The organism is Zavarzinella formosa DSM 19928, from assembly GCF_000255705.1.
GTDB lineage: Bacteria > Planctomycetota > Planctomycetia > Gemmatales > Gemmataceae > Zavarzinella > Zavarzinella formosa.
The window spans coordinates 1,676,057-1,700,335 of record NZ_JH636439.1; the positions used below are offsets into that span (position 1 = coordinate 1,676,057).

Annotated in this window: 15 protein-coding genes; 1 reads left to right on the forward strand and 14 read right to left on the reverse strand. The window is 56.7% G+C overall.

Annotation, left to right across the window (positions count from 1 at the left end):
• Nucleotides 1-44 precede the first annotated feature (44 nt).
• The 14 genes from BGIM_RS0107935 to BGIM_RS0108000 all read right to left on the reverse strand — a co-directional run bounded on the left by BGIM_RS0107935 (nucleotide 45) and on the right by BGIM_RS0108000 (nucleotide 17,054).
• Nucleotides 45-1,238, reverse strand: coding sequence for a hypothetical protein (locus tag BGIM_RS0107935; RefSeq protein WP_020469254.1), 1,194 nt, complete (start codon nucleotides 1,236-1,238; stop codon nucleotides 45-47).
• 132 nt (nucleotides 1,239-1,370) lie between these two features.
• The gene (locus BGIM_RS49255) at nucleotides 1,371-1,919 is read right to left on the reverse strand and encodes an HD domain-containing protein (protein WP_052639705.1); all 549 of its coding nucleotides are present in this window, start codon (nucleotides 1,917-1,919) and stop codon (nucleotides 1,371-1,373) included.
• 5 nt (nucleotides 1,920-1,924) lie between these two features.
• A complete protein-coding gene (locus BGIM_RS0107945) occupies nucleotides 1,925-2,923 on the reverse strand; it encodes a TIGR03943 family putative permease subunit (protein WP_020469256.1) in 999 nt (332 codons plus the stop codon).
• A gap of 2 nt (nucleotides 2,924-2,925) precedes the next feature.
• On the reverse strand, nucleotides 2,926-3,945 hold the full coding sequence (locus tag BGIM_RS0107950) for a permease (RefSeq protein WP_020469257.1): 1,020 nt from the start codon (nucleotides 3,943-3,945) through the stop codon (nucleotides 2,926-2,928).
• An 85-nt stretch (nucleotides 3,946-4,030) separates the two neighbouring features.
• Nucleotides 4,031-4,975, reverse strand: a complete 945-nt coding sequence (locus BGIM_RS49260) for a metal ABC transporter permease (protein WP_020469258.1) — start codon at nucleotides 4,973-4,975, stop codon at nucleotides 4,031-4,033.
• Between the two features lie 3 nt (nucleotides 4,976-4,978).
• Nucleotides 4,979-6,463 carry an aminotransferase class III-fold pyridoxal phosphate-dependent enzyme gene (locus tag BGIM_RS0107960; RefSeq protein WP_020469259.1) on the reverse strand — a complete coding sequence of 495 codons (1,485 nt, stop codon included), beginning with the start codon at nucleotides 6,461-6,463 and terminating at the stop codon, nucleotides 4,979-4,981.
• A gap of 121 nt (nucleotides 6,464-6,584) precedes the next feature.
• Nucleotides 6,585-7,859, reverse strand: coding sequence for a Gfo/Idh/MocA family protein (locus BGIM_RS0107965; RefSeq protein WP_157368666.1), 1,275 nt, complete (start codon nucleotides 7,857-7,859; stop codon nucleotides 6,585-6,587).
• A gap of 406 nt (nucleotides 7,860-8,265) precedes the next feature.
• Nucleotides 8,266-9,255 carry an acetyl-CoA carboxylase carboxyltransferase subunit alpha gene (locus tag BGIM_RS0107970; protein ID WP_020469261.1) on the reverse strand — a complete coding sequence of 330 codons (990 nt, stop codon included), beginning with the start codon at nucleotides 9,253-9,255 and terminating at the stop codon, nucleotides 8,266-8,268.
• A gap of 52 nt (nucleotides 9,256-9,307) precedes the next feature.
• The gene (locus BGIM_RS0107975; RefSeq protein WP_020469262.1) at nucleotides 9,308-10,177 is read right to left on the reverse strand and encodes a serine/threonine protein kinase; all 870 of its coding nucleotides are present in this window, start codon (nucleotides 10,175-10,177) and stop codon (nucleotides 9,308-9,310) included.
• Between the two features lie 95 nt (nucleotides 10,178-10,272).
• On the reverse strand, nucleotides 10,273-11,208 hold the full coding sequence (locus tag BGIM_RS0107980) for a ferredoxin--NADP reductase (protein ID WP_020469263.1): 936 nt from the start codon (nucleotides 11,206-11,208) through the stop codon (nucleotides 10,273-10,275).
• Between the two features lie 128 nt (nucleotides 11,209-11,336).
• Nucleotides 11,337-12,233: a sugar phosphate isomerase/epimerase family protein gene (locus BGIM_RS49265; protein WP_238537557.1), complete on the reverse strand. Its 897-nt coding sequence runs from the start codon at nucleotides 12,231-12,233 to the stop codon at nucleotides 11,337-11,339.
• Nucleotides 12,234-12,358: 125 nt separating this feature from the next.
• Nucleotides 12,359-14,992, reverse strand: coding sequence for a VIT domain-containing protein (locus BGIM_RS0107990; protein ID WP_020469265.1), 2,634 nt, complete (start codon nucleotides 14,990-14,992; stop codon nucleotides 12,359-12,361).
• Between the two features lie 143 nt (nucleotides 14,993-15,135).
• Nucleotides 15,136-16,455, reverse strand: coding sequence for an anti-sigma factor family protein (locus BGIM_RS0107995; RefSeq protein WP_020469266.1), 1,320 nt, complete (start codon nucleotides 16,453-16,455; stop codon nucleotides 15,136-15,138).
• Between the two features lie 35 nt (nucleotides 16,456-16,490).
• On the reverse strand, nucleotides 16,491-17,054 hold the full coding sequence (locus tag BGIM_RS0108000) for a sigma-70 family RNA polymerase sigma factor (protein WP_029629838.1): 564 nt from the start codon (nucleotides 17,052-17,054) through the stop codon (nucleotides 16,491-16,493).
• A gap of 308 nt (nucleotides 17,055-17,362) precedes the next feature.
• On the opposite strand from BGIM_RS0108000, the gene uvrA reads away from it, so the two are divergent.
• Nucleotides 17,363-24,262 carry an excinuclease ABC subunit UvrA gene (uvrA, locus tag BGIM_RS49270; RefSeq protein WP_020469269.1) on the forward strand — a complete coding sequence of 2,300 codons (6,900 nt, stop codon included), beginning with the start codon at nucleotides 17,363-17,365 and terminating at the stop codon, nucleotides 24,260-24,262.
• Nucleotides 24,263-24,279 lie beyond the last annotated feature (17 nt).

Genomic DNA, 24,279 nt, shown 5'->3' on the forward strand with positions numbered 1-24,279 from the left:
CGCCGTCCGGCCGCAATCCCACCCTTGGCGGGGAGCCTTCTAAGTTACTTCTTCTCTTCTTTGGCCGCTGGTTGGGCGGGGCGGGGCTTTTCGAGTTCCAAGAGTTGCTCCAAGTCTTTCACCCGTTCAGACTGACTGGCATCGGCCCGGAGCTTCTTCAGGAACTCCCCGGTCACCTTGTTATCGGCGGGAGCCGTCAGGGCGAACTTGATGATGCTGCGTTGAATGATCGGGATGTCGTGGGAGGATTTGCCAAAGAGGTCGATCAGTTCCGAGGCCATTTCCCAACGCTGCCACTTGCGAAGATCCTCAATCGCCAAGTCGGCGATGTCCGCCTGGGCGATCAACGGCTTCACGGCCGAGATGATCGCATCCTTGCTGATGATGTCTGTACGGTAGTCCCAGCAAAAACGCAGGCACCGCAGGGCGGCATAACGGATCAGAAAATCTTCCTTGGTGTTCTTGATGAGGTCGTTGACGAACTTCGTTCCCTCTTTTTGATCGAGCATGATGTAGCCTGTCAACAACCCGTCCAACCCGGTGGCTTCGCGGACTTTGGGCTGGTCGAGGAATTCCCGGAGTTGCTTCGCGTGCGTCTCCGGCTTGCCACAATGACCGACGAGCAATCCGAGCAGGCCGTATCGGGCGGCCGAAGTGTTCGGGTCTTTCAACATCTTGATGATCCGGTCGGCCTCCATCTTCTCTGCAACCGGGCGAATCTCCGTGTAGTCCGCGTTGCTGAATTCCTGGAAGGCATCTGCCGAGACGGACCAGTCCGATGAATCAAAGTGTTTGTAGAAGTATAAAAGTTTCTCCGGCCCCGGCTTTGCCTTGAGGGCGATGGCCCCTTTGAGATACTCGGCAATCTTGCTTTCTTGCGGAACGGCTTCACCCCGGTAAGGGTCGAGCTGGCCCTTGTAAATTTCGCAAAACACAAGGTGTTTGGATTTGTTCTTCGGATCACTCGGCACATAACGGGGCAGGGTGATCGACTTCTTCCCCTTGAGGAAATCGTGATCCTTCACGATCAATTCGATTTCCATGTCCGTGGTTCCCTTGCTGAAATCATTCGGGTCCCGTTTGGCGTTCGAGAGCGTCCCGAAGATGATGAGGTCGGCTTGGCCGACCTCGCCAAGCAAGGTCTGGCCCGGTGTGCAAAACGGGCAAGCCATCGCTTGTGTTCCAAAAGCGGCCAAGCTCAGGAAGGCAATCACAATACGGAAGGAAGGGGTGAACATGGTGTGAGGTGACTCTTCGTGGAACCGATTCGGAGGGACACCGTATTATTTCGGATAAACGACCGACAGGGCAAGCGGCAAGTTTGTGAAACGTCAGAATGAAGAGAGTTTCATCGCAGGCGTTTTACGTTGTTAGCCCCCGACGTTTGCCATCGACAACATCTGGGATCGCACAATCTCACAGCATCGCCGGAGACTTGCGGAGGCGTCCGTCTCCAAAAGTTCCAACAGATGATTGGCCTTGGCCACCGTCTTGGCTTGACCGCCGGCAGGGAGATGTTTGGAATCGATCAGGTTGTCCAACGTGTCAGCCAGTTTGATGATTTTGACGCGATCATCAGCGGCCATGATGCCCTTGAAATAAGCCTCTTCACGGGCATCATGTGGCTGCCGCGTGTCTTTGGAAAGAGCCGCCACGATGTCGGCGACTTCCGTTCCGAATTTGTCCGAAAGGTCGTCGTGATCGGTGGTGGTGTCCTCAATCGTGTCGTGCAACACGGCCGCCGTGAGGGTCACCGGGTCGGAGACGGCAAACACCGTCCCGACTAAAAAACAGACGCGAAAGGGGTGGGCCACATACGGCGTGACCTGATCTTTGCGAAGCTGATGACGATGCGCCCGTGCGGCGAAACTCATGGCCTCCAAGATTGATTCCCGGCCAACGGGCGAGTCGCTTGCCATCCGAATCACACCCCGTCGATGTCCGTGGTTCCTTCGGTCGGCTGGACGTCATCATTGGACTTGAGTGTCAGCACGGGAACCCATTTCTTTTTGGCCTCGTCGCGCTGGAATGAGATCACCCCGCTCACCGACACCCAAGCGCCGGGCTTGAAATCGACCGGTTCAGGAGCGACGATCCGCGTCTCCAGAATCACCGAGTCGGCGGCACAACACGTCATGTTCACGCGGAACAAAGTGAACTCGCGGTCGGAGCCAGGCAGGCGGTAAAACTGGCCGCGCAGAGTGCCGATGTCCCCTTCATAATCTTCTTGAAGGCGGAGCACGGCCGAGGCTCCGATCAGTTCTTTGAATCGAAGATTTCGCAGTGTGGGTTCGGTTTTTCGCAGGGCTTTGGTCATCACCGGAGAGCCGGCGAATGCGGCGAGAGCCAGCCGTTTGGGGTTCTGTTGCAAAGCCCCGCCTTTGATTTCCTTGTCCAATCGGGATTCGCTGAAACCATTTTTGGGGAGGTTCAATGCGAACAACACGATGGGAATCGCCAAAACAATGTATTTCCAAGGGGACCAGCCGTGATCGTGGTCTTCGTGCCCCTCTTCTTCGTCGTCACCATGCGGGGCATGGGAAGTTTCCTTGGCTCCGTGGGAATGATCGTGTTCACATGGCCCTTGGTGGGCGTGATCGTGGCCGCAATCTTCCTTGCCGTGGGAGTGAGCGTGTGAATGGGCATGCCCGTGATCGGCCGCTTGCTCAACCGGGGCAGGGGAGGCTTTGCCCGCCAGTTGCCAGAGAGCAATCGCCCGAATGAACGCGAGGACCACAATGGTGATCCCCCCGGCCAGAACCGGCTTCCAGAACCCCTGAACCAGAATCCGCTCCAGCATGTTGGAACGGTACATCAAAATGGCAACGACACCGATTCCGGCCGAGAGCAGAATGGTGAAGAGTTGGTCCTGAAAGAAGGTTCCATCCCCTTCATCATGAGAGTGAGCGTGAGAATGGGCCATGATTATTGACCTCCTTCAACAACAACGGCGGCGGTTGGAGTCGGAACGATGTATGACCACAAGTAATGGACCGCCATCGAGTAAACGAACACTTGGATGAACACCGAGAGAAACACCGTGACAATCACCCGGCGACGAAACACGCGGGTAAACATGAGCAGCAACTTGAAATCGAACATCGGCCCGAGAACGAGAAAGGCGATTTTCGCGGACGGATGCAACGTCGTGAAACTGGCGGCCACAAAGGCGTCGGCCTCGCTGCACAGACACATCACAATCGCCGCGACCATCATCCCGAGAATCGTGACCGCCGGAAAACCCTTGGAAATCGACTCGACTGTTTCCGTGGTGAACTGGCCCTTCACCAAAGCGGCCATGCAGGCCCCGAGCGTGAGGAACACCATGATATCGATGAAATCATGCAGGGCAGTTTCCGAGATGTTCGCGATCCGTTGGAAGAACGGTTTCGACTCGCCCGCCCGGTTTTGAGAGGGGTGAACCTGGCTCGCCTCATCCTTCGCGATCACTTCGGGAGTCGGCCCTTTCGTCTGCTGCGGGGCCGCCAACGGCGTCAGCAGTTTGTTCCCATGGGTGGCATATTGTCCCTGAACGATCAAGGCGGTCGTCACGGCCACCAAGAACCCGAGCCCCACACGGAGGGCGACCATTTCGTTACCGATGCCGTGTGGCCCAAAGGCCACATAGGTGCTGGAAATCACCACCAAATTGATGATCGGCCCGGCGAGCATGTAGGCCACGCAAGTGCCAAGCGGCAAACCTTTGCGGAGCAATCGGCGCATCACGGGGACGATGCCGCATTCGCACATCGGGAACACCAACCCCAGAACCCCGCCGACACAGACGGCCAACAACCGGTTTTGGGGAATCAGCTTGGCAAGGGCCTGCTGCGGAACCACTTCCTCCAGAATCCCCGCGACGACCGCGCCCAAAACGACAAACGGGAAGGCCTCCCAAATGATCGAGATGAACGTGAGGACAAAATCAAAAACGTCTTTTTCCACGGCGGGAACCAACCTTGGAACAGGGAAGCGGCGGTCTACAGGTAAATACGTCCCGCGACGGCGGGATGTTCATTTCGGGATCGGGTTAGCCTAGGTGGCCGAACCGGCGTTTCATGTAGGGGAACACCAAAGAAACGGCAAAACACACGACACCGAGGCAGATAATCGTCCCGCTCACGCCGAATTTTCTCGGCCCGCCCGGCCCGAGTTCAATTCGCATCGTCTGGCTGACAAGCAAACCGATCCACCCGGTGAACAAACTTAACCCGACTGTCAGCCGGAACATCTGTCGCATGGATTTGGCCATGTTGCTGGCCGTCGCCGCCGGCAACACGAGCATGGCATTGATAAGCAGCACGCCGACGGCGCAAATGGAAAAATTCACAATCAGGGCGAGCAACACAATGAACAGATAATTGTTAAGTTCGACGGAAATCCCGCGAGATTTTGCCAGGCTCGGATTCACACTGGCGAGCAAAAACTGGTTATAACGGAAAAACAGGCTCGCCATTGTGAGAAGCGTGACGATGACCAGCAGCGCCAAATCACTTTCACGCACCAAAATCGGACTGCCAAACAGGAATTTCTCCGGATCGAACACCCGGCGATCCTGAAACGCCGTGAGCATCATGGCCCCGAGACCGATGGACCCGGCGAAAAACACCCCGATCACCGTGTCGCTGGCCAATCCGGTTTGATGTCGAACGAACGCAATTCCGAGGCCCACCATCACGCCAAAACCGGACATCACCAGTGGGACAATCCACTCGATTTCCTCCGAGTCGGCCCGGAAACCTGACAGGAATGCAATCACCAAACCCAGCGAAATTCCCGCGAAGGCGCAATGGGACATCGCATCGGAAAAGAACGCCATCCGGTTGCCGACGACCAGCGATCCGACCATCCCGCAGACGCCGCTGACCAGCAACACCGAGAGCAAGGACGCGAGTTCGTACCCGTGCCAGCCGAGGGATTGGGCGATCCGGTCCAACAGCGTCAGTTCAATGTCCGCAATCAGCGTGGTCATCATATCTCAGTGACTTCCCGCCAAGGTCGGGGCATGGGCGTGCGACGCGGTTTCGCTCACCAACATGCTGGCATAGTGATACATCAACTCGACAGATTTCGCGGCCTCTTCCGGGGTGATAATCACCGGCGGAGAAACTCGAACCACTTTCTTGGCGAGCGGCCCCAACAGGTGGATTCCCTCGGATTGTGTTCCGTCTCCCCGGTAGCAAGCCAGCACAATGCCGATTGCCCATTCCGAGGCGGATCGCCCGCCCCAATCCTTGGTTTCAACCCCCCAAACCATGCCCCCTCTTTCGCCGCGAATGTGGGACACGAACGGCAGTTGCTTCATTTTCAGCAAACCCGCCTCAATGATCGCGGATGATTCTTTTGCCTTGCCAAGCACATCGCTTGCCTCGAATTCGTCGAGTGTCGCCAGCACAGCGGCACAACATAACGGGTTGGCGCTCCAAGTGTCCGAAGCTTCGCCGTAATCCAGCGAGGCGAACAAATCCTTGCGACCGACGGCCGCCGCCACCGGCACACCGTTGCCGAGGCCCTTGCCGAGAACCACGATATCCGGTTCCAGTTCATACGCCTCGAACGCGAACATGCTCGCCGTCCGGCCGAAATTCGCTTGAACTTCATCAAGGACAAACACAATGTCCATTTCCCGGCAAAACTGCTGGAGCATCTGGAGATACTCCTTGGGCGGATGGAAAGACCCCCCTCCACCGAGGTAAGGTTCTGTGACCAGCATTCCTAACTTTCGGCCGAACTGTTTGCGAAGCTCGTCCAATTCTTTTCGATACGGGGCGGGATCAAACGGTTCATCCCTCGCGGTGACATCCAGGCATTCCTTCATCGGGAAGGAGATGAATTTCACCCGCGGATCTCGTTCGGAATCGTGTTCCGTGCCGGTGATCGCCTGCGCAAGTCCTTTCTTGCCGTGGAAACCATACCGAGTGGCAATGATCATTGGCCGGGCTTTGTCACGGGCCAATCCCACCCAGATCGCTTTCTGGATGGCCTCGGACCCGGAGGCCGCCCACATGACTTGATGCAATCGGCCGCCGCCGGGCGTGCGACGGAGGGCCGAGACGAGTCGCTTGCTGGCCTCGGTTTCAAGCGGCGTGATGCTGTTGTAAGCCGTCATCGTCACGGCGGAAAAAAAGCCCGCCGGGACGGCTTTATTGGAACTTCCTTGCGCGGATGGCAGGGCAGAGGTGAACCCGGCTTTGCCACCGGATTCGACGGGCCAGCCCATGTATTGGAAAAACCGCTTCGTCCACGAAATGGGATTGTGGCCCAAATTCGCCACGAGGACTCCGGACGAAAAATCGTACAACCGACGCCCTTCGGGAGTCCAGTGATAGATTCCGGCGCTGCGGGAAAGAACCGCTTGGGAAGGAGTGAACGTCCGCAGGGATCGCGGTTCAAAACTGGCTGCGGACGCCCGTTCGGCATTGGAAGCCATTTCGGACGGATGGGCGATCACTCCCGTGGACATGATGCGAAATCCTCACATGGGTGTTCGGCGGGCGGTTCGTCAATTTGACATGCAGTTAATCTACAAGACCGGTGAGGAAGCGTGAAAGGCAGAAAGTGAAAATGAGGCCGGAACCCGTTTTTCAAACCGCCGGGGCATAAATGACCCTGGGATTGCCACGCCGGGGAAAGAGAACCAATCCACCGTCGGGACCGTTCACCTCCGCAAACGACCCCGGACGCCCGGCAGCTTGCTCCTCCAAAATCGCCTCCATTGCCTGTACGATGGCGACGCAATTTCGGTCGGCCGAAATATCGTTGTGAGCCAGGCCCCGCATGACAGCCAGTCGGGCGGATCGTTCTTCAACCGGCCCGCCAAACTCAACGTGGGCGACCTCCTCAAAAAATCGCTGGATAGCCTCCAACCCGTAGCCGCGTTGTGAATGTTCGCCCCAAGGCTCGATGAAGGTTCCGTTGTAATGATAGTTGGGGGTGTTCTTGAGATCGTGGGGAGTCCGGCCTTCCACCGCCATCTCGACGCCGCGTTTGCGTTGGTGAGCCAGCCAGATTCCATTGTCGAAACGGAACTGGACCTCCTGTTCGACATATCCGGGGAAGTTGTCCGGCGTCACCCAACTCGTGTGGATGTCGAATGTCGCCTCGCGGGCGTCTGGATGGGCGTAGGTGATTTGAAGCTGAACCGAGTCCCAAGTGTTGCCAAGGGGAGGGCCGACCAGGCCGCGCTGGCCGGTGGCGCTGATGCGAAGCAGTTTCCATTCCGGCCCGAAGGAGAAGTCAATCAGTTTGAGGTAATGGACCGCGACATACGTTCCCGGATTACGCCCGGTGATCCATTCGGCAAACTGGGAGCCACTGATGGACTTGGGTTCGAGGAGTGTGCAATACCCGTTGTTCACATGGCTGAGGACGCCATTGAGAACATGAGTGCGGAGCTTTTTGTGATCGGGATCAAAAAGCTTGTGATAGACGACCTTGCAAAGGACGTTGTTGGCGGCCGCCTCTTGGATGAGTTGATCGAGTTCGGCGAGCGTCAGCACCGAGGGTTTTTCAATCAGCACGTGTTTGCCAGCCCGGAGCGAATCGCGGGCGGCCGCGAAGTGCCGGTCATCCGGCGTGGCCACACACACGCAATTGACTTTCGAGGAAAGCAACTTGGCCAGGCAATCATTGCCGGAGTGATTCGTCGGAAGCGGAAACGAACTGTCCCAGCGATTTCGCAGAGCCTCGGTCCGCGTTCCCGTGCGGGACGCGATTCCCTCAAGCATGACTTCCACGGTGCCGATCAAACGGGTGTGAAGAGGCGAGTGGTGCAAGGATTCAAACAAAGGACGGTACGTCTCGTCGAAAATCATCCCGACGCCGACCATCCCGACTCGAAGCGTATTGTGCTGGCTCATGCCGCCATGCTAAAGCCTGCGACCGCATAGGAAAGCCAAAATGCGGAAAAAGGCCGGATAAAAATAACATAACATTTATTATCGGACGTTGCAGAAGCTGATGGCCAGACTCCAGTTTTTGGTCTGCTGATTTATTGAGTCCGATAATGTATATTATGTTATTTTATTTGCCCGGACGCAAAGATTTACCAAGCAAAAGGTTGCGTAAAACGGCTTGAGACCTCCGAAAACCCACGAGGCTGGAGTAATTTGCCGTCTCGGCGATTGAGTTGGGGTTTTGAGAGAGGTTTGGAACTGGCTTTAAATTGCGAGGCTTTTTCCACAATCTGGCGAAGCCTCACCTGTCCGATAAACAAAAATAGCCACGACGCGAGCGGTTATTCATCCATGGTGGCGATCATCGAGATCACATGGCGGGCGATGTCATGCCTGTCGAGGCTTCCAATGTGAAACCCATGCGTCGGAATTTTTGATAGCGTGATTCGAGCAGTGCTTCCTTGGAGTGAACCGCCAGTTCCCGCAGTGATCTTTGCAGGTAATTTTTGAGCGTGTTGGCCATCTCGCGGGGATCGCGATGAGCGCCGCCCAATGGCTCGGAAATCACGTCGTCGATGACTCCAAAATCGCGCAGGTATTTGGATGTCAGTTTCAATGCCTCGGCCGCCTTGGGCTTCGTCTCCTCATTGGCGGTCTTCCAGAGAATCCCCGCGCAGCCTTCCGGGCTGATGACCGAGTAGTAAGCATGTTCAAGCATGCTTACTTTGTCGCCGACGCCGATGCCGAGGGCCCCGCCGGAACCCCCTTCGCCAATCACGATGCAAATCACCGGCGTGGCCAGGCGGAACATTTCCAAGATGCTTGTCGCGATCAATTGGGCCTGTCCTCGCTCCTCCGCCCCGATGCCGGGAAACGCGCCGGGAGTGTCGATGAGGCAGATGATGGGCACCCGAAACTTGGCGGCGAGTTTCATTTTGCCAAGAGCCTTGCGGTAGCCCTCCGGATGGGCGCAGCCGTAGTAACAAGCCTGGCGTTCTTTGAGGGTGTGTCCCTTTTGATGGCCCACCACCAAAACCTTGTTGCTGCCAAATCGGGCGAAGCCGCACCGGATGGCTTGGTCGTCTCCAAAGGCCCGGTCGCCGTGTAGTTCGACGAACTCATCGAAGATCGACTCGACGTAATCCATCATCTGGGGACGCGCGGGATGCCGGGACACCAGAATCGTTTCCCACGGGGTCAGGTTGGCATATTTCTTGCGGATCAGGCCGGTCAGTTCCCGCCGAAGCCGTTTGATCTCCTCAGAGTTTCCCCCGATCGCGGGCACCTGTTCGAGCTTTGAGACGATCGTTTCCATCTCGTGGATTTCGGTCTCGAATGCCAATGGCTGCGGAGTCTTCATTCCCCTTCCCTTTCCTTCAATTTCCAATTCACCTTGTCTGTCTGCGCTTCAATCACATTCCTGGTTCGACCACGGGATCAGGGTCTGTCTTCAAAATTTTCATCTTCCGCATGGCAATGAGAATATCGTGACACGCCGGCGGGCGTTCTTCTTTTTTCTTGGCCAACATCCGGAGCAACAGGGCCGCGAATTCATCCGTAATGTCTTGATTGTGAACTTGGGGAGTGGTCGCTTTTTCTGTCAGTTGTTTGTTGAGCAAATCCGGCATCGTGGTTCCGCGAAACGGTGGGCGGCCGGTCAGCATCTCGTAGAACATGGCACCGAGGCTGTAAATATCCGCACGACCATCGAGCGGTTGCTTGCGGATTTGCTCGGGCGACATATAGCTGGGCGTGCCCTGCGCTTTGGCCTGCTTGAAAAAGAGTTTTGACAATCCCTTGGGTATCTTCTTGGAAATGGCAAAGTCAATCATCTTCAACTGGCCGGCCGCGTTCACCAGCATGTTGTCCGGTTTCACGTCGCAATGAATCCAGCCATTCCCGTGCATGTAAGCCAAACCGGTCGCGGCCTGTTTGAAAATCTTCATCGCGTTGGCTTTGATGAAGCCGAAATCCTTGGCCATGAGCCGGTTTCTCACCGAACCGGAGGGAAAGAATTCCATGATAAAGTGGGGCGAATGTTCGCCACGATTCACCTTCAAAATGTGAATCACATTTTCATGCCGGAGCTTTTGGCCGACTTCGGCCTCGTGAAATAAAATGTATCGAAGCTCTTTGTTTGACTCGGATTCCGGCAGCAACACCTTCATCGCAAAGTGCCGGTTACTGTGCGGTTCGACCACCTCAAACACCTGCGAGGTGGCCCCGGTCTGCAACAGGCTCCGCAGGCGGTAACCGCCGATCACCTCATTGATTTCCGCCATTATTCACCCTCTCAATGCGCGCAAAAAGCGAAACGCAGGAAGAGCTTTTGCTTCGCCTGCGTTTAGTTTATCGGATTCGGCCATCGGCGGTCGGATCACCAATACTCTTCAAAATGGATGTTTCCTTTGATCTTCGCGGCATTGTTGTCGACAATGAAGCCGCGTCTCTCAAGGATTTCGATCACGCCGAGGGGTTGGGGATAGGTGCGTTCCCCGGTTTCTTTGTTCTTTTCCGGCACGCCGATCATCTTCGGATTGCCGCACAAAAACACGTGGGTCGAGGCCGGGTCCAGCGGGACGCCGATCGTCGATTCCAGTTGGCCGCTGCTGATCAGATCCTGAATGTAGACCTTGTGCGTGAGTGTGTCCGCTTCACGGGTCGTCAGGGCCATGTACTTGTAGTTGGGGAATTTCGCCATCAGGCGTTGGTGCGTGTCGATGTACGCAAGGTCTTTTTTGAGGCGGACACAACATGCTTGGAGAACCTTCCCCTGATGCCCGTTTTTGAGCAGTTCCCACGTCATGTAATTGTGGGGGGCCTCGCCGGTGCCCGTGCCCAAGAAGATCACGTTGTCCGTCGGCTTTACATGCTCAAGATTGTAATGGCCGGTGATTTTCTCACCGATGCTAAGCCGGTCCCCTTCTCGCAACATGAAAAGCCGCGGGGTGAGCGCCGGCGGTTTGGTCGGGTCTGATCCCTCGCGCACCAAAGTGATGTAAAACTCAACGAAGTCCGTGGAGGCCACATCGACAATGTTGTCCGACTCGTCGAGCATGGAACAACTGATCGAATAAGCCCGGCGAACGAGTTTGCTCTCGTCACCCGGTTTCAGATTGTCCGGTTGCGCTCCGGGAAAACGGGGTTCCCAATTTCCCAACCCGAGGGAACAGTATTGACCGGCCCGGTGAGGCGGGCGGGGAAAGTCGGGTTTGATTCGGATGACCATCAGGTCGGAATGGGGCTTCCGCAGGTAAGCCACCGTGCCGTTGTACCGCTTTAGCCGGGCTTCCGCGATTTCTTCCGGGAGCATGGACCTCTCTCAATCCGCGGGGCAGGGGAGCCAGCCCCCCTGCCCTGTCATCATCATAAAGCCGGGGCCCGTCGTACATCGGCGGAAGTTGAAACCCGGTTCTTGTCTTCGTCTCATCCCGTCAAAAATCACTTCTTGTCGGATGTTGCCCGTGGGGTTTTCTTGGCCAGATCTTTAATGATCTCAACCTGTTCTTTGACATCGGCGGTCGGCTCGGCCGGTTTGGCTTCGTATTCGATGCTGATGTAGCCGGCGAAGTTCACGTCGTTGAGGGCCTTGAGAACGCTGGTCACATCAAGAACGCCGCCGTCCTTGCCGTAGATCACATCCGTGTGCTTCTCGTTGTTGTGGTCCTTCAAGTGCAGGCCGAAATTCCGCTTGCCCATCACTTTGATTTGTTGGGCCGGGTCGATTTTCTCGCCCAATTGGGCCATCCGAATCAGGTGGCCGGTGTCCAGACAGGTGCCGATTAGTTCGTGGTGATCCTTGACGGCTTCCAGAATCGTCTCGGCATTCCACCAACGATGACGACCCTTGCCGCCGCTCGGGCCGTGCGGGTGGATGGCGATGGAAATCTTGTACTCGGCCACCAGTTTGTCGAGGCTGTCAAAGGCGTCCGGTTGTGGGTCGGCGCTCATGTGCTTGATGCCGAGGGCGGCGCCAAATTCAAACTTCTTCTTGTTCTCGTCGTGATTCTTGCCAAACCCCTCCACGCCGAAGGCGATGGGGGTCACGCCGTTGTCCTTGCAAAGACTCAGGACGCTTTTGATTTGTTCCGGGGTGCTCTTCAACGGGACGTGGCCGTTGTACAGCTCGGCGTAATGAACCCCGACTTCGGCGATCTTTTTGACCGCTTGTTCGAGTTTGAAATTTCGGAAGGTATAGCTTTGAATCCCCACCGTGTAGCCGCTAAAGTCGTCGGCGGCGAACAGGCGGGAGCCTGTTGTCATCGAGCCGAGAACCGCCAGACCGGCGGCGTTTCGCAACATATCGCGGCGGGAGAGAAGTCGTTGGTTATTGAACACTGGAGACCCCATCTGGCGGGAGAGATTTTTGGTATTCTCACACTCCGACGAAGAATCGGCCAGTGGAAATGACACCGCCCCGCCGAACCTGGGTGATTCGGCGGGGCGGCGGGTTCGTCAGCAGGTCACTTGGCCGGTGGCTTGGCCTTCTCGAAAAGCTTGTCGATTTCCGCATCCGTCAGCTTTTCTTTGCCGTCATTGGTGTCAATGATCAGGGCAACCTGGCTCGGCAACACATAGACGAGATGGTTGCCCAAGCGGAAGACCTCCTTCAATTGGGGATCTTTCTTCAACAGTTGGAAATAGGCGTCGCTCTGGGCTTTCACGACGATCGTTTTCATGTTGGCGGTGAAGCCATCGTCGAGCCATAGCCCCCCGACATCCAGACAGTTTCGGCCGTAAACCAGCTTGTTGGCGGTCTGAGTCAACCGGTCTTGATTGCGAAGATTCTGAGCACAAATCGCCACTTGCACCCCCAACCCGCCGGATTGGGCGTATTGGTATTGGCCCTTCGCGTACAAGTCGCGAGCGGCGTCAAGATTAGAGTGTTGATCGCGTGAATCTTTGACGGACCCCAAGATTTGCTTGGCCAATTCGTCGAGTTTCTCGTTATCCTTGTCACCTATTCCTTTTTTACGCTCATCGCTCAGTTTCGTTTGCAACTGTTCCAGTTCGTTTTGAAGCCTGAGCAACCGGTCTCCCTCGATCACGTTGCGAGCCCGCCCCGGATCACCGGGATTTTTCGAGATTTCCTTGGCGGCATCCTCAACCTTGATCGGGGCACGGAAACCACCGAGGCCAGCGCCCGGCCCCTTGGGATCATTCGCGGAAGGGCCGCCGGCGCCAGGGCCACCACCGCCAAAGCCACCTCCACCGCCGATGCCTCCAATGCCTCCGAAACTGCCACCCCCGCCGCTGCCGCCAAAGCCGCCACCGAAGCCGCCGTTAATACCAACGCCAGGCATCCCTGCCGGTACGGGGCCGTTGATGTTGGGCCGGGGGAACGGAACCGGGTTGGTCACCGGCATGGCGGTGTCCGGCACGACCAGATAACTGGTGTAAGGGGTGGCGATGCCGTACTTCTTGGCGAGTTGCACCAGTTCATCCATCAATTCACGTTGTTCGCCGTTGAGCCGGATCTGATCGAGCAAGAAGCCGACTTTGCGCCTGGCCCATAGGTGTTCGACAAAATCATGCTCCGAATTGGTGCGTTGGGGAAAACTCACATCGTAGGCGAACTCCTTCGTTTCTTTACCCACCTGCCCTGACAGCTTGACAGCACCTGCCCCCTGCCCCGAATATTTGCCGAGAACGACCAGTTGACTGCCGAAGAAAAGATCCGGCAGCCGGACGGGGTACACTTCCTGAAGTTTCACATTCTCGCTCGTCGTCAGCCGAACATTGGCCAGCACCGGATGGCTGATCTTGCCGTACAGGCTGGAAACCTTCATTTCGATATCCTCGGCCGGCCGGACATAGGTGCTGAATGCCTTCGTGTTTTCGGCCAGTTGATCCAGCAGCGCGGTGTTCACGTCGTCGCCCACGCCAAAGGTGAAAATGCGGGTGTTCGCGCTGTTCTTATCCGAGACGTTTTTGACGATCTTTTCCGGTTTCATTTCCCCGATGGTCGGCTGGCCGTCGGTGAAGAAGACCATCGTGAACGAACGACCTTCCATGTTGTCACGAATTTCCATCGCCGAATCGAGGGCGTTTTGAATGGCGGTTCCACCGCCGGCCCGGAGTCCGTCCACCCATTTCTTGGCGTTTTCAATTTGTTCGTCGTTTGCCTCCACCAGCGAATCGCGGTATTTCCGCACGTTTGTCGAGAACGTGATGATCGCAAACCGGTCTTTCGCTCGCAGTTGGCCGAGGCAATGTTTCAGGGCTTTGCGGGCCTGATCCATCTTCACGTTGTCCATGCTTCCCGACGTGTCCAGCACCAGCACCAGATCACGGGGAATGACGGTGGCTTTCGCGCTCTCCAATTGCGGGGAGATGAGCATCAAGAAGTAGCCATCCTCAGAACTGACCGGCCGATGAAACACCGGCGTGATGCCGATTTCCTTATTGCTGAGACTGTAGAAAAGCTGAAAATCCTTGTCGAGCAACGCCTGGCTGCGCTCGAATGTCATTGTCACTTCGTTGTCGTTCCGTCGGTTGACTGCAATGGCGTGCGTCGGGCTGTACACGTTTTGGATGGCGTGTTGCGATTTGATCGTGGCCTTCACTTGGAATTCTTCCAAGGTTTTGGTCGATTTGCCGTCCGTCTTCAACGGATAGAGGTATTCGACCACTCCGTTGTCGGAAGGGGCGATGGTCGTGAAACTCACCTTCACTTTTTGATCCAAGCGGGGTTGGATCGGAAACACTCGCAGACGGAGAAGATCGTTGCCGATGTACTCCAGCAAACCGGGATCTTGGGTCCGGCGGACAATGTCCGTGTAGATTTGGGTGGCCTTTTTGGCGTCAAGCATTTCGCCATTGACCTCTTTGCCGTCCACCCACATCGCAAATTTGTTGACCGTTGCCCCCTTGGGGACGGGGAAAAGATAAACTGCCTCCAAAACCCGGTTCGTGTGGTTTCGGAAAGATTGTTCGACGGTCGTGACAGCCACCTGCTCTTCGATGGCGATGTTCACCCGATGATGGACCATCGCCAGAGGGGGAAGTTGTTTGTCCTCGGGGATCAACAGGCCGGCCGCCTGCCCTGCCCCGGCCAACGTCAGCCCGAAAAAGGCCGCCAGCCATGCGCGTATCATGGGAAACCTCGTTTGTTCAGAGAACATCTTCTGTGACTATAAACGAGATCGACCGCGAAGGGGATTGCAGAACCCCGCCGGAACACGTTCATGTTACGGCAGGGTTACATTGAAATGCTGCGGGGTGGAACGAAGAACGGAGATCAATTGACCGTGCGGAGAACAAGCATCAGCGGTTTGGCGTCGGTTCGCTTGTCAGCCCGGCGTTCAAGGTAAGACTTGATTTCCTTCGACTGGGACGGCGTCGGATTCACCGGCGAATAGCTGCCGACAAACGCCAGTTTCTCATTCTTCAATGTCGAGGAAGAACCGGAACCCATCTTGCTAAGACTCTGGGCCAAATGATTCGCCGTCCCTTCGGGAAGGGGCTTGCGAATATCCACCGGGGTCTTCGGCTTCGGCGTCTTGGACATGGCCGACCCGGCGCCCAAGATGCGGCCAAGCATGTCGAGATCGGCCGGAAGGAACGGGGCGATCACCAGCGTGTCGAACTGCCCTTCCCCGCCGGTCGATTTCTTGTCTGCCTGGGCGATCTGGCCGAGGAGTTGGAAGACCTCTTCCGGGGTCAGCACGTCCGTGAAGAAGACGATTTCCGCGGTTTGCTTCTTCTTGAAACGTTCCAGCAAATGCTGATCGGTGACCGACTGACAACCCCGGTTTTTCAGTACGGTGGCCAGCATGTCCATCGCCACCTTGGGATCGCGGCAAAACAGGTCAAGCCGGATCAGTTCGTCAGCCTTGAGTTCACTGCGGATTTCCGTGTGATTCTTCTGCTGGGCCGGATCGGTCGAAATCAGGTCCGCAAGATTCACAAAACGAGAAACCCGGTGTTTGGCGATATTGATCGCGTGAATTTCCGGCATCATGTCTCTGACAGGGGCCGTCAAAGGGGCGTCGATAATGCGGGGAATAGGCCCCAACTCCGGCCGAACCGGCGTGATTTCCGGAGACGGAACGTTGACCACCGATTCGGGAATCGGATCATCGTATTCTTCGGGCGTTTCCGGCCGGGATGGCAGGGCTTGTTGGTTGGCGGCCGAAGGGGTCTTTCGCTGTTGTTCACGGGCCAGCGAAGTTTCATGCGGCCGCTGCGGGCTGTGAAGGCTGGCAATATACATGTACGATCCGATGGCGATCGTGAACATGATTCCGGCGGCGGTCGAAACATTCAGCCAGAACGTGATGCTCGGCCAGTTCAAACCGGAGGTCTTTGGCCGGGGCGGCGTCGGCGTCGGCGTGAGGTTACGCTCCCGGATTAGGTCCGTGACGGCATCCGCGATGTTGACCGGAGCGACGACAAAGGTAAGTGAACGGAGTGCCTGGGCGTCTTTCTTCAGTTGGGAGAACAGTGCGCGGGCTTGCGGTGATTCCTTCAGGACGTGTTCCACCCGCTTCCGATCGGTGGCGGTCAGGCTGCCGTCAACGGCTCGGGCAATCAGTTCTCGAATTTCCGGCGTCATCATGGTTACTTTCGCTCCGCCCGCATCCGTCAGGCAGCTTACTCCTCGTGGGCAGTCAATAAATCTCGCAGTTCCAGTCGTGCCCGGTGCAACCGGCTACGCACGGTTCCAATGGGCACATCCAAAATATCGGCGATCTCTTCGTACTTTCGACCTTCAATTTCTTTCAGGACCAACACCGCCCGGTATTCCGGGGGGAGTTGTTGGATGGCCCGTTGGAGGATGGTTTCATCCTCGGCCCGTTCCATCGCGGCACCGGGCCGCACATCCACCGATTCATCCGCTGGTTCTGTGCCATGTTTCTCGTCGGACTGCCAGTCCAGACTCAACACGGCTCGTTTGCGGCGTTTTTGGCTGATCGCCGCGTTAAAGGCGATGCGGTAGAGCCATGTGAAAAACTCCGAATCCCCCTTGAAGTGGTTTAGCGATTGGTAAGCCGAAACAAAGGCTTCCTGAACCACATCGAGAGCATCATCGGGATGATCGACCACCCGGTAGATCGCATTGTAAAGGCGATCTTGATACCGGCGCACAAGTTCACCGAAAGAGGCTGAGTGACCTCTCAGGGAGTCGGCGATGAGTCGGCGATCATCGTTGTTCACGTTTCACATCATTTATGATGTTCGGGATGATGCGAAAGTTCCGCACACGCTGAACTTTACTGCGATTCAATCAAACGCCCGCCAGATTGCATGGATCAAAAATGATCACAAAATATTATAAAATAATAACTTAAATCATAATTCTAAACGCCGGACTGCAAATTATTCGCCCCCTGCATCGCTTGCGATTCCCGGCATTCCGCAGGGCAATGCGCGTGGTCCCAATGGTTCGGCTTGCAAGGGGGACGGGGGGGTTACTAGACTAATTTACACCTATTGCCATTTACCCACGGAATGGAACCCGACCCGTGCTGGATAACCAAGAAATCGTCGTCCGTGGGGCTCGCGAACACAATCTTCAAAGCGTTGATCTCAGCATACCACGCGATTCGCTGGTCGTGTTCACCGGAGTGAGCGGTTCTGGCAAATCGTCCCTCGCTTTTGACACTCTTTTTGCCGAAGGGCAGCGGCGATACGTCGAATCCCTTTCCAGTTACGCACGGCAGTTCTTGGGCCAGCTTCCCAAACCGGATGTCGATTTCATCGGCGGCCTCTCCCCGGCCATCAGCATTCAGCAGAAGACGGCGAGCCGGAATCCGCGTTCGACCGTCGGCACCGTCACGGAAGTTTCGGATTTCCTGCGAGTGCTGTATGCCCGCATCGGCACGGCTCACTGCCCCACTTGTTCCCGACCGATCACGGCCCAGACCCGTGAACAAATTATCGAGCGGGTGATGGCGTTGCCCGTCGACACGCGGTTTTTGGTGATGGCTCCGGTGGTTCGGGGTCAAAAAGGGGAGTTCAAAGACTTCTTCGGGGAGATGCTTAAAAAAGGCTTCGTTCGCGCCCGAGTGGACGGTCAGATCGTCCGGTTGTCCGATGACCTGAAACTGGACAAACGAATCAAACACGACATTGCCATCGTGATCGACCGGTTGAAGAACGAAGCGAAAGTACGCCCACGTCTGGCCGAGGCTGTTGAGCAGGCGATGCAACTAGCCGAGGGGGCGTTGATTGTCTCGATTGAACGTGAGACGGTGGCCGATGTCGAATCAGAATCGGAATCCGCGAAACCGGCGACGAAGACCGATCACGAAGATGTGCTTTTCTCCAGCCATTATGCCTGCACCTACTGCAATAAAAGCTACGAACCGCCGACTCCGCAACTTTTCAGTTTCAACAGCCCGCAAGGGATGTGTCTGGAATGCGATGGTCTTGGCACCCGCTACACGTTCGATCCCGATTTGCTAATCCCCGATCACAAATTGTCTCTGTGGGACGGGGCCATCCCCCTCGTCGGCTCGCTCAAGGGCATGGGCCGATGGCGGAAACATATTTACGAAGGTGTCGCCAACACACTCGAAATCGACCTGAAAAAGCCTTGGAACAAGCTTCCGAAACAACACCGGGAATGGTTGTTGCAGGGTTCTGGCGACCAGCACATCACCTACGAATGGAAGCAACGCGGCGGCAGCGTCTGGAAGCATGGCGGGACGTGGGAAGGCATCATCCCGCAAATGATGAGCAGTTTCAAAAAGACCGCCGCCGGGCCGCGACGGATGCAGCTTGAAAAATACATGCGGGTGGTCCCCTGCTCCGCTTGCAAAGGAGAACGTCTTAACCCGCAGGCCAGGGCGGTGCGGGTCGGTGACAAGACATTAATCGAACTGGGCCGGACCCCCATCGGCAAACTGGTTCCCTGGTTTGATGATTTAAACAAAGTCCTCGGCCAAGTTCAGAAAATCATCGCGGTTGAATTGCTCAAGGAAATTCGAGACCGGCTCGGTTTTCTCTTGAACGTCGGGTTGCATTACCTGACCCTCGACCGTTCGGCCCCCACACTCTCCGGCGGGGAGGCCCAGCGAATCCGGTTGGCCGGTCAGATCGGCAGCGGGTTGGTCGGGGTGCTTTACATCCTCGACGAGCCTTCGATTGGATTGCATCCCCGAGACAACGAGCGGCTCTTAAACAGCCTCCTGCGACTGAGGGATATGGGGAACACCGTCCTCGTCGTCGAACACGATGAAGACACCATGCGCGCGGCCGACTTTCTGGTCGATTTCGGGCCGGGGCCGGGCGTGCGCGGCGGGAAGATCGTCGCCGCGGGAACCCCGGCCGAAGTGGCCGCCAATCCCGACAGCGTGACCGGCAAATATCTCACCGGCGAAGTGAGCATCGCCATCCCCGAAAAACGTCGGCCCAAAACGGGGCAGGAAATTCGGATTGTCAACGCCCGGCATAACAACCTCAAAAATGTGACCGTGGAGATTCCGCTCGGCCAATTCGTCGTTATCACCGGGGTGAGCGGTTCGGGCAAAAGTTCTCTTATCAACGAGATTCTGCTGGATGGATTGAAAGGCGGGGCGACCGCGCCTGACGAGGATGCGGAAGAAACCCAGGAATATCTCGACACTCAAGTGATCGGTGTCCGCTGCGACGAGATCACCGGCGCCGACTTGATTGACAAGGTGATTGACATCGATCAATCGCCCATCGGCCGGACCCCCCGATCAAACCCCGGCACCTACATCAAAGTTTTTGACGAGATTCGCAACCTGTTCGCCGAGATGGCCGACGCCAAGGTGCGCGGCTATCAAGCCGGGCGGTTCAGTTTCAATCGACCGGGGGGCCGCTGCGAAGCCTGCGAGGGCAACGGTTCCAACAAGCTCGAAATGGACTTTCTCGCCGATGTGTGGGTCACCTGCCCCGTCTGCGAGGGACGGCGATTCAACCGCGAGACTTTGCAAGTCCGTTTTCGCGGCAAGAACATCCACGACATCTTGGAGATGGATGTTCAACAAGCGGTCGAACACTTCGAGAACATCCCCAAAATCCGGGAAATGCTCCGCACCTTGCATGATGTGGGCTTGGATTATGTGAAAATCGGCCAGCCCTCCCCTACTCTCTCCGGCGGCGAAGCCCAACGGGTGAAACTCGCCAAAGAATTGTGTCGTCGCGGTACCGGCAAAACGCTCTATATCCTTGATGAACCGACGACCGGCCTCCATTTCGAGGATATTCGCAAATTATTGGATGTGTTGCACGGTTTTGTAAACGCCGGGAACACCGTCGTTGTGATCGAGCATAATCTGGACGTCATTAAAACGGCCGACTGGTTGATCGACCTCGGACCCGAAGGCGGGGCGGGTGGCGGGACTATCGTGGTCACGGGGACGCCAGAACAAGTCGCCAAGTGCGAGGCATCCTTCACCGGCCAGGCGTTGAAACCGTTCTTTGGCAAGCGCCCCCCATCGTATGCGCTCAACGCCAAGAAACGCTCGCAATCGTCCAATCCGCGAATGACTCATTTGACGGTTCAGGGGGCGACCCAACACAACCTCAAGAACGTGTCTGTGTCGATTCCCCGCGAAGAAATGACCGTGTTTTGCGGGCCGAGCGGGTCCGGCAAAAGCACGCTGGCCCTCGATACGATTTATGCCGAGGGACAACGCCGATACGTGGAATCTCTTTCCAGTTACGCCCGGCAGTTTCTTGGCCAGGTGCAGAAACCGAAGGTTGAATCAGTATCCGGGCTTTCACCGGCCATCAGCATCGAGCAAAAGACGACCTCAAAATCGCCGCGATCCACGGTCGGCACGATCACCGAGATTTACGACTATTGCCGGGTGTTGTACGCCCGGCTCGGTAAACGCTGGTGCCCCAAGTGTTCCATTCCCATCGGCACCCAGACCACCGACGAAATCGTCGAGCGGGTGTTGTCCATGCCCGAGGGAACCAAGATTTACATCATGGCCCCGGTGGAACGTAAGGGACAGGAAAAATACGAAGCGGTCTTCGATGAGATTCGCCGGTCAGGCTATGTGCGGATTCGGATTGATGGCAAGTCGCACAGCCTCGACCAACCGCCGACCATTGACCACCGCCGGAAGCATCTTTTGGAAGTGATCGTTGACCGCAACGTCGTCCGGCCGAACACACGAACCCGGATCGCCGAATCGGTGGAGCAGGCCCTCAGTTTGGGCAAGGGGGTCATGAATCTGGCCCATGTCGAACATGACCGCGACGAGACCCAATGGAAAGTGGAACGATTCAGCCAGCATTTGGCGTGCGACCGCTGCGGCACAAGTTACGAGCAATTGAACCCGCATAATTATTCCTTCAACAGTCCGCTGGGATGGTGCCCGGCCTGCGAGGGCCTTGGCGTTCAACATGGGGCAAACGAAGCCCTTCTGATCCGCAATCACTCCCTCAGTTTGCGAGAAGGCGCTATTGCCGCCTGGCCGCCGTTGGATGGCTCCAACCGTTTTCTGATGATGGCCGAGGCGATCGCCAAACACGTCGGTTTTTCGCTGGATGTGCCGTTCGGGGAGATTCTTCCCGAACATCGCCGCGCGATTCTGCATGGCACCGGCGAAGAGTGGATCACCCTGCCTGCCATCAAAGATCATTCGGCGATGAAGTTCCAATACAAGGGGCTTTACCCGGCGATTGACGAGGCGAGCCGCGTGAGCTTCGTGTATCGACAACGACTCGACCACATGGTGGACGAGGTTTCTTGTTCCACGTGTCATGGTTCCCGTCTCCGCACAGATTCGGCCGCCACTCGATTTGAAAACAAAACTCTCGGCGACTTGTGCGACTTGCCGGCCGAGCAGTCATTGCGTTGGTTCAACAACCTCGGCCTGTCAGCCCACCAACAGAAAATCGCCGGAGAACTCCTCCGGGAAATCATCTCCCGGCTTCAATTCTTGGTGGATGTGGGCTTGGATTACCTGACCCTCTCCCGGCCCGGCCCCACGCTTTCCGGCGGCGAAGCCCAGCGCATTCGGCTGGCCAGCCAAATCGGCAGCGGTTTGACCGGCGTGTTGTATGTGCTGGACGAGCCGACCATCGGCCTGCATCCCCGCGACAACGAACGATTGTTGAAAGCCCTCCAGAATTTGCGCGATTTGGGAAACACCCTGTTGGTGGTGGAACACGACCGCGAAGTGATCGCGGCAGCCGACTATTTGTGCGACTTCGGCCCCGGCGCGGGAGACTTGGGCGGCGAGATCACGGCCCAGGGGACTCCCAAAAAAGTCAACAAATCGAAAACCTCCCTCACTGGCGATTACCTCTCGGGCAAAAAGGCCATTCCGGTGCCGACCAATCGTCGGCTTTCGATAGGGGAAATGGCCGACTGGCCGAAACTTCGCATTATCGGGGCGAGACAGCATAACCTCAAGAACGTCAACGTGGATTTCCCGTTGGGCGTGTTGGTGGCCGTCACTGGCGTCAGCGGTTCGGGCAAAAGTTCGCTGGTGAACGAGGTGCTTTACAACACGCTCGCCCGCAAACTTCACCGGGCCAGAACGGTGGCCGCCGCCCATGACGAAATTCAGGGTTTGGATCAGATCGACAAAATCATCAATGTCGATCAAGACCCCATCGGGAATGCCCCTTCCTCCAACCCGGCGACTTACACGGGCGTTTTTGATTTGATTCGCCAATTGTACATGCAACTGCCCGAGTCCAAGGTTCGCGGCTACACCGCCCGGCGGTTCAGTTTTAACCAACCCGGCGGCCGGTGCGAAGCCTGCGAAGGAAACGGGCAAAAGAAGATTGAAATGCACTTCCTCCCGGATGTGTGGGTCGAGTGCGAGGTTTGCCGGGGAGCGCGTTACAACCCGGAAACGCTGGCCGTGAAATACAAGGACAAGTCCATTTCGGATGTGCTGTCCATGCGAGTCGGAGAGGCGTTGGCTCTTTTTGGAAACATCCCCAAAATCCGGCAGATCTTGCAGACGCTCGCGGATGTCGGCCTCGATTACGTCTCGCTCGGGCAATCGGCCCCAACCCTTTCCGGTGGCGAAGCCCAACGAGTAAAACTGGCGGCCGAACTGGCCCGGCCGAGCACCGGCAAGACGCTTTACCTTCTTGATGAACCGACGACCGGCCTGCACTTTGACGATGTACGAAAACTGCTTAACGTGCTAAACCGGCTCGCCGATGTCGGCAACACGGTGATAGTGGTCGAACACAATCTCGATGTCATCAAGACGGCCGACTGGGTGATCGACATCGGCCCCGAAGCCGGCGCCGGGGGAGGGACCATCGTCGCTGCCGGCACGCCCGAGGAAGTGGTCGAGCAGGCGAAAGTGGCCAAAGCGAAAAACAAACCCGTTTCCCATACGGCCCGCTTTATCGAGGCCGCGTTGAAAGCCGGTCCCCATGCGGAACGGCCAAAATTCGACCCGAAGGCCGCCCTCGCCCAACGCGAGGGGGATGTGGCCCTCGAAAAAGTGGGCAAGGATGCCAAACTGCCGTGGGAACTTGACGGCGAACGCTGGCACACCAAAGACCGGGTGACCAGCGAGGGCAAACCCGCCAAGTGGGAAGGCAAGATTTTGACATGGGTTGAGACTCATATTCGCAAGAACGGGACGTTTTCCGCAACCGACTGGCGGGACCGGACCACTGTCGAAATCGCCGCTCCGAAGAAATCACAAGGATGGTTCTTCCACGCCCACACTGGCATGGAATGGCTGGTTCGATTGGTCTTCCGTGTGCGAAGAAACACGTTCAAGGAAGAAACGCTGACCAAGCAACTGGCGATCAAACCGCTCGATCAGATGCCTGAACTACCTATTTACGGGAACGAATCACGAATCAAGGTCGCCAACCGCAAGGGGCCGTGGCAGGAAATTTGGATGTTGGTTCACCGACTGGAGGAAATCCAGACACCGGCGTTCGAGGCTTTTCTCAAGAAGGCCGCCGAGTCGTTTAAAGGGATGGTCGAGAACATTTCGACCTCGTTGGAAGATGTGATGCCGTGGAAGGTCAACGGCGAACGCTGGCATCTCGGGGCGAAGGGGTTCCCGCCGGGCAAGAAGACCGTTTGGGATGTCGCCATCCTCCCCGAGATGTTGAAGATCGTGAAGGCGGCCGTGAAGGATGTCACCGTGGAATGGGAGTCACGGGAGTTCGTGACCTTCCGACTGGAAGGGGCAAGCAAGGCGTGGGGACGATTGAAGACGAAAGATCCCGTGTGCATGGAGTTAAAACTGCTCGGAAAACCGGGGGCGTTTAATCTGTCCCGGCTGGAAGGACTGGGAATTGAACCGCATATCCAGTCAGACCGGGCTGATGGCGGGGACACGATTTCGCTTCGCTTCCTTCAAGCGAATCACCTCAATGCCTCGGCGTTGAAAAAGTTCCTCGCCGAACACGCGGAGAAGTTTTTGGAGCGATTCGCCAACGGCGGCTGACCGGCGAATCGCCCCAA

Bases quoted from the DNA above. Each gene is read 5' to 3' on its own strand.
- BGIM_RS0107935 (WP_020469254.1), bottom strand. From the start codon at position 1,238: ATGTTCACCCCTTCCTTCCGTATTGTGATTGCCTTCCTGAGCTTGGCC.
- BGIM_RS49255 (WP_052639705.1), bottom strand. From the start codon at position 1,919: ATGGCAAGCGACTCGCCCGTTGGCCGGGAATCAATCTTGGAGGCCATG.
- BGIM_RS0107945 (WP_020469256.1), bottom strand. From the start codon at position 2,923: ATGGCCCATTCTCACGCTCACTCTCATGATGAAGGGGATGGAACCTTC.
- BGIM_RS49260 (WP_020469258.1), bottom strand. From the start codon at position 4,975: ATGATGACCACGCTGATTGCGGACATTGAACTGACGCTGTTGGACCGG.
- BGIM_RS0107960 (WP_020469259.1), bottom strand. From the start codon at position 6,463: ATGTCCACGGGAGTGATCGCCCATCCGTCCGAAATGGCTTCCAATGCC.
- BGIM_RS0107965 (WP_157368666.1), bottom strand. From the start codon at position 7,859: ATGAGCCAGCACAATACGCTTCGAGTCGGGATGGTCGGCGTCGGGATG.
- BGIM_RS0107970 (WP_020469261.1), bottom strand. From the start codon at position 9,255: ATGAAGACTCCGCAGCCATTGGCATTCGAGACCGAAATCCACGAGATG.
- BGIM_RS0107975 (WP_020469262.1), bottom strand. From the start codon at position 10,177: ATGGCGGAAATCAATGAGGTGATCGGCGGTTACCGCCTGCGGAGCCTG.
- BGIM_RS0107980 (WP_020469263.1), bottom strand. From the start codon at position 11,208: ATGCTCCCGGAAGAAATCGCGGAAGCCCGGCTAAAGCGGTACAACGGC.
- BGIM_RS0107990 (WP_020469265.1), bottom strand. From the start codon at position 14,992: ATGATACGCGCATGGCTGGCGGCCTTTTTCGGGCTGACGTTGGCCGGG.
- BGIM_RS0107995 (WP_020469266.1), bottom strand. From the start codon at position 16,455: ATGATGACGCCGGAAATTCGAGAACTGATTGCCCGAGCCGTTGACGGC.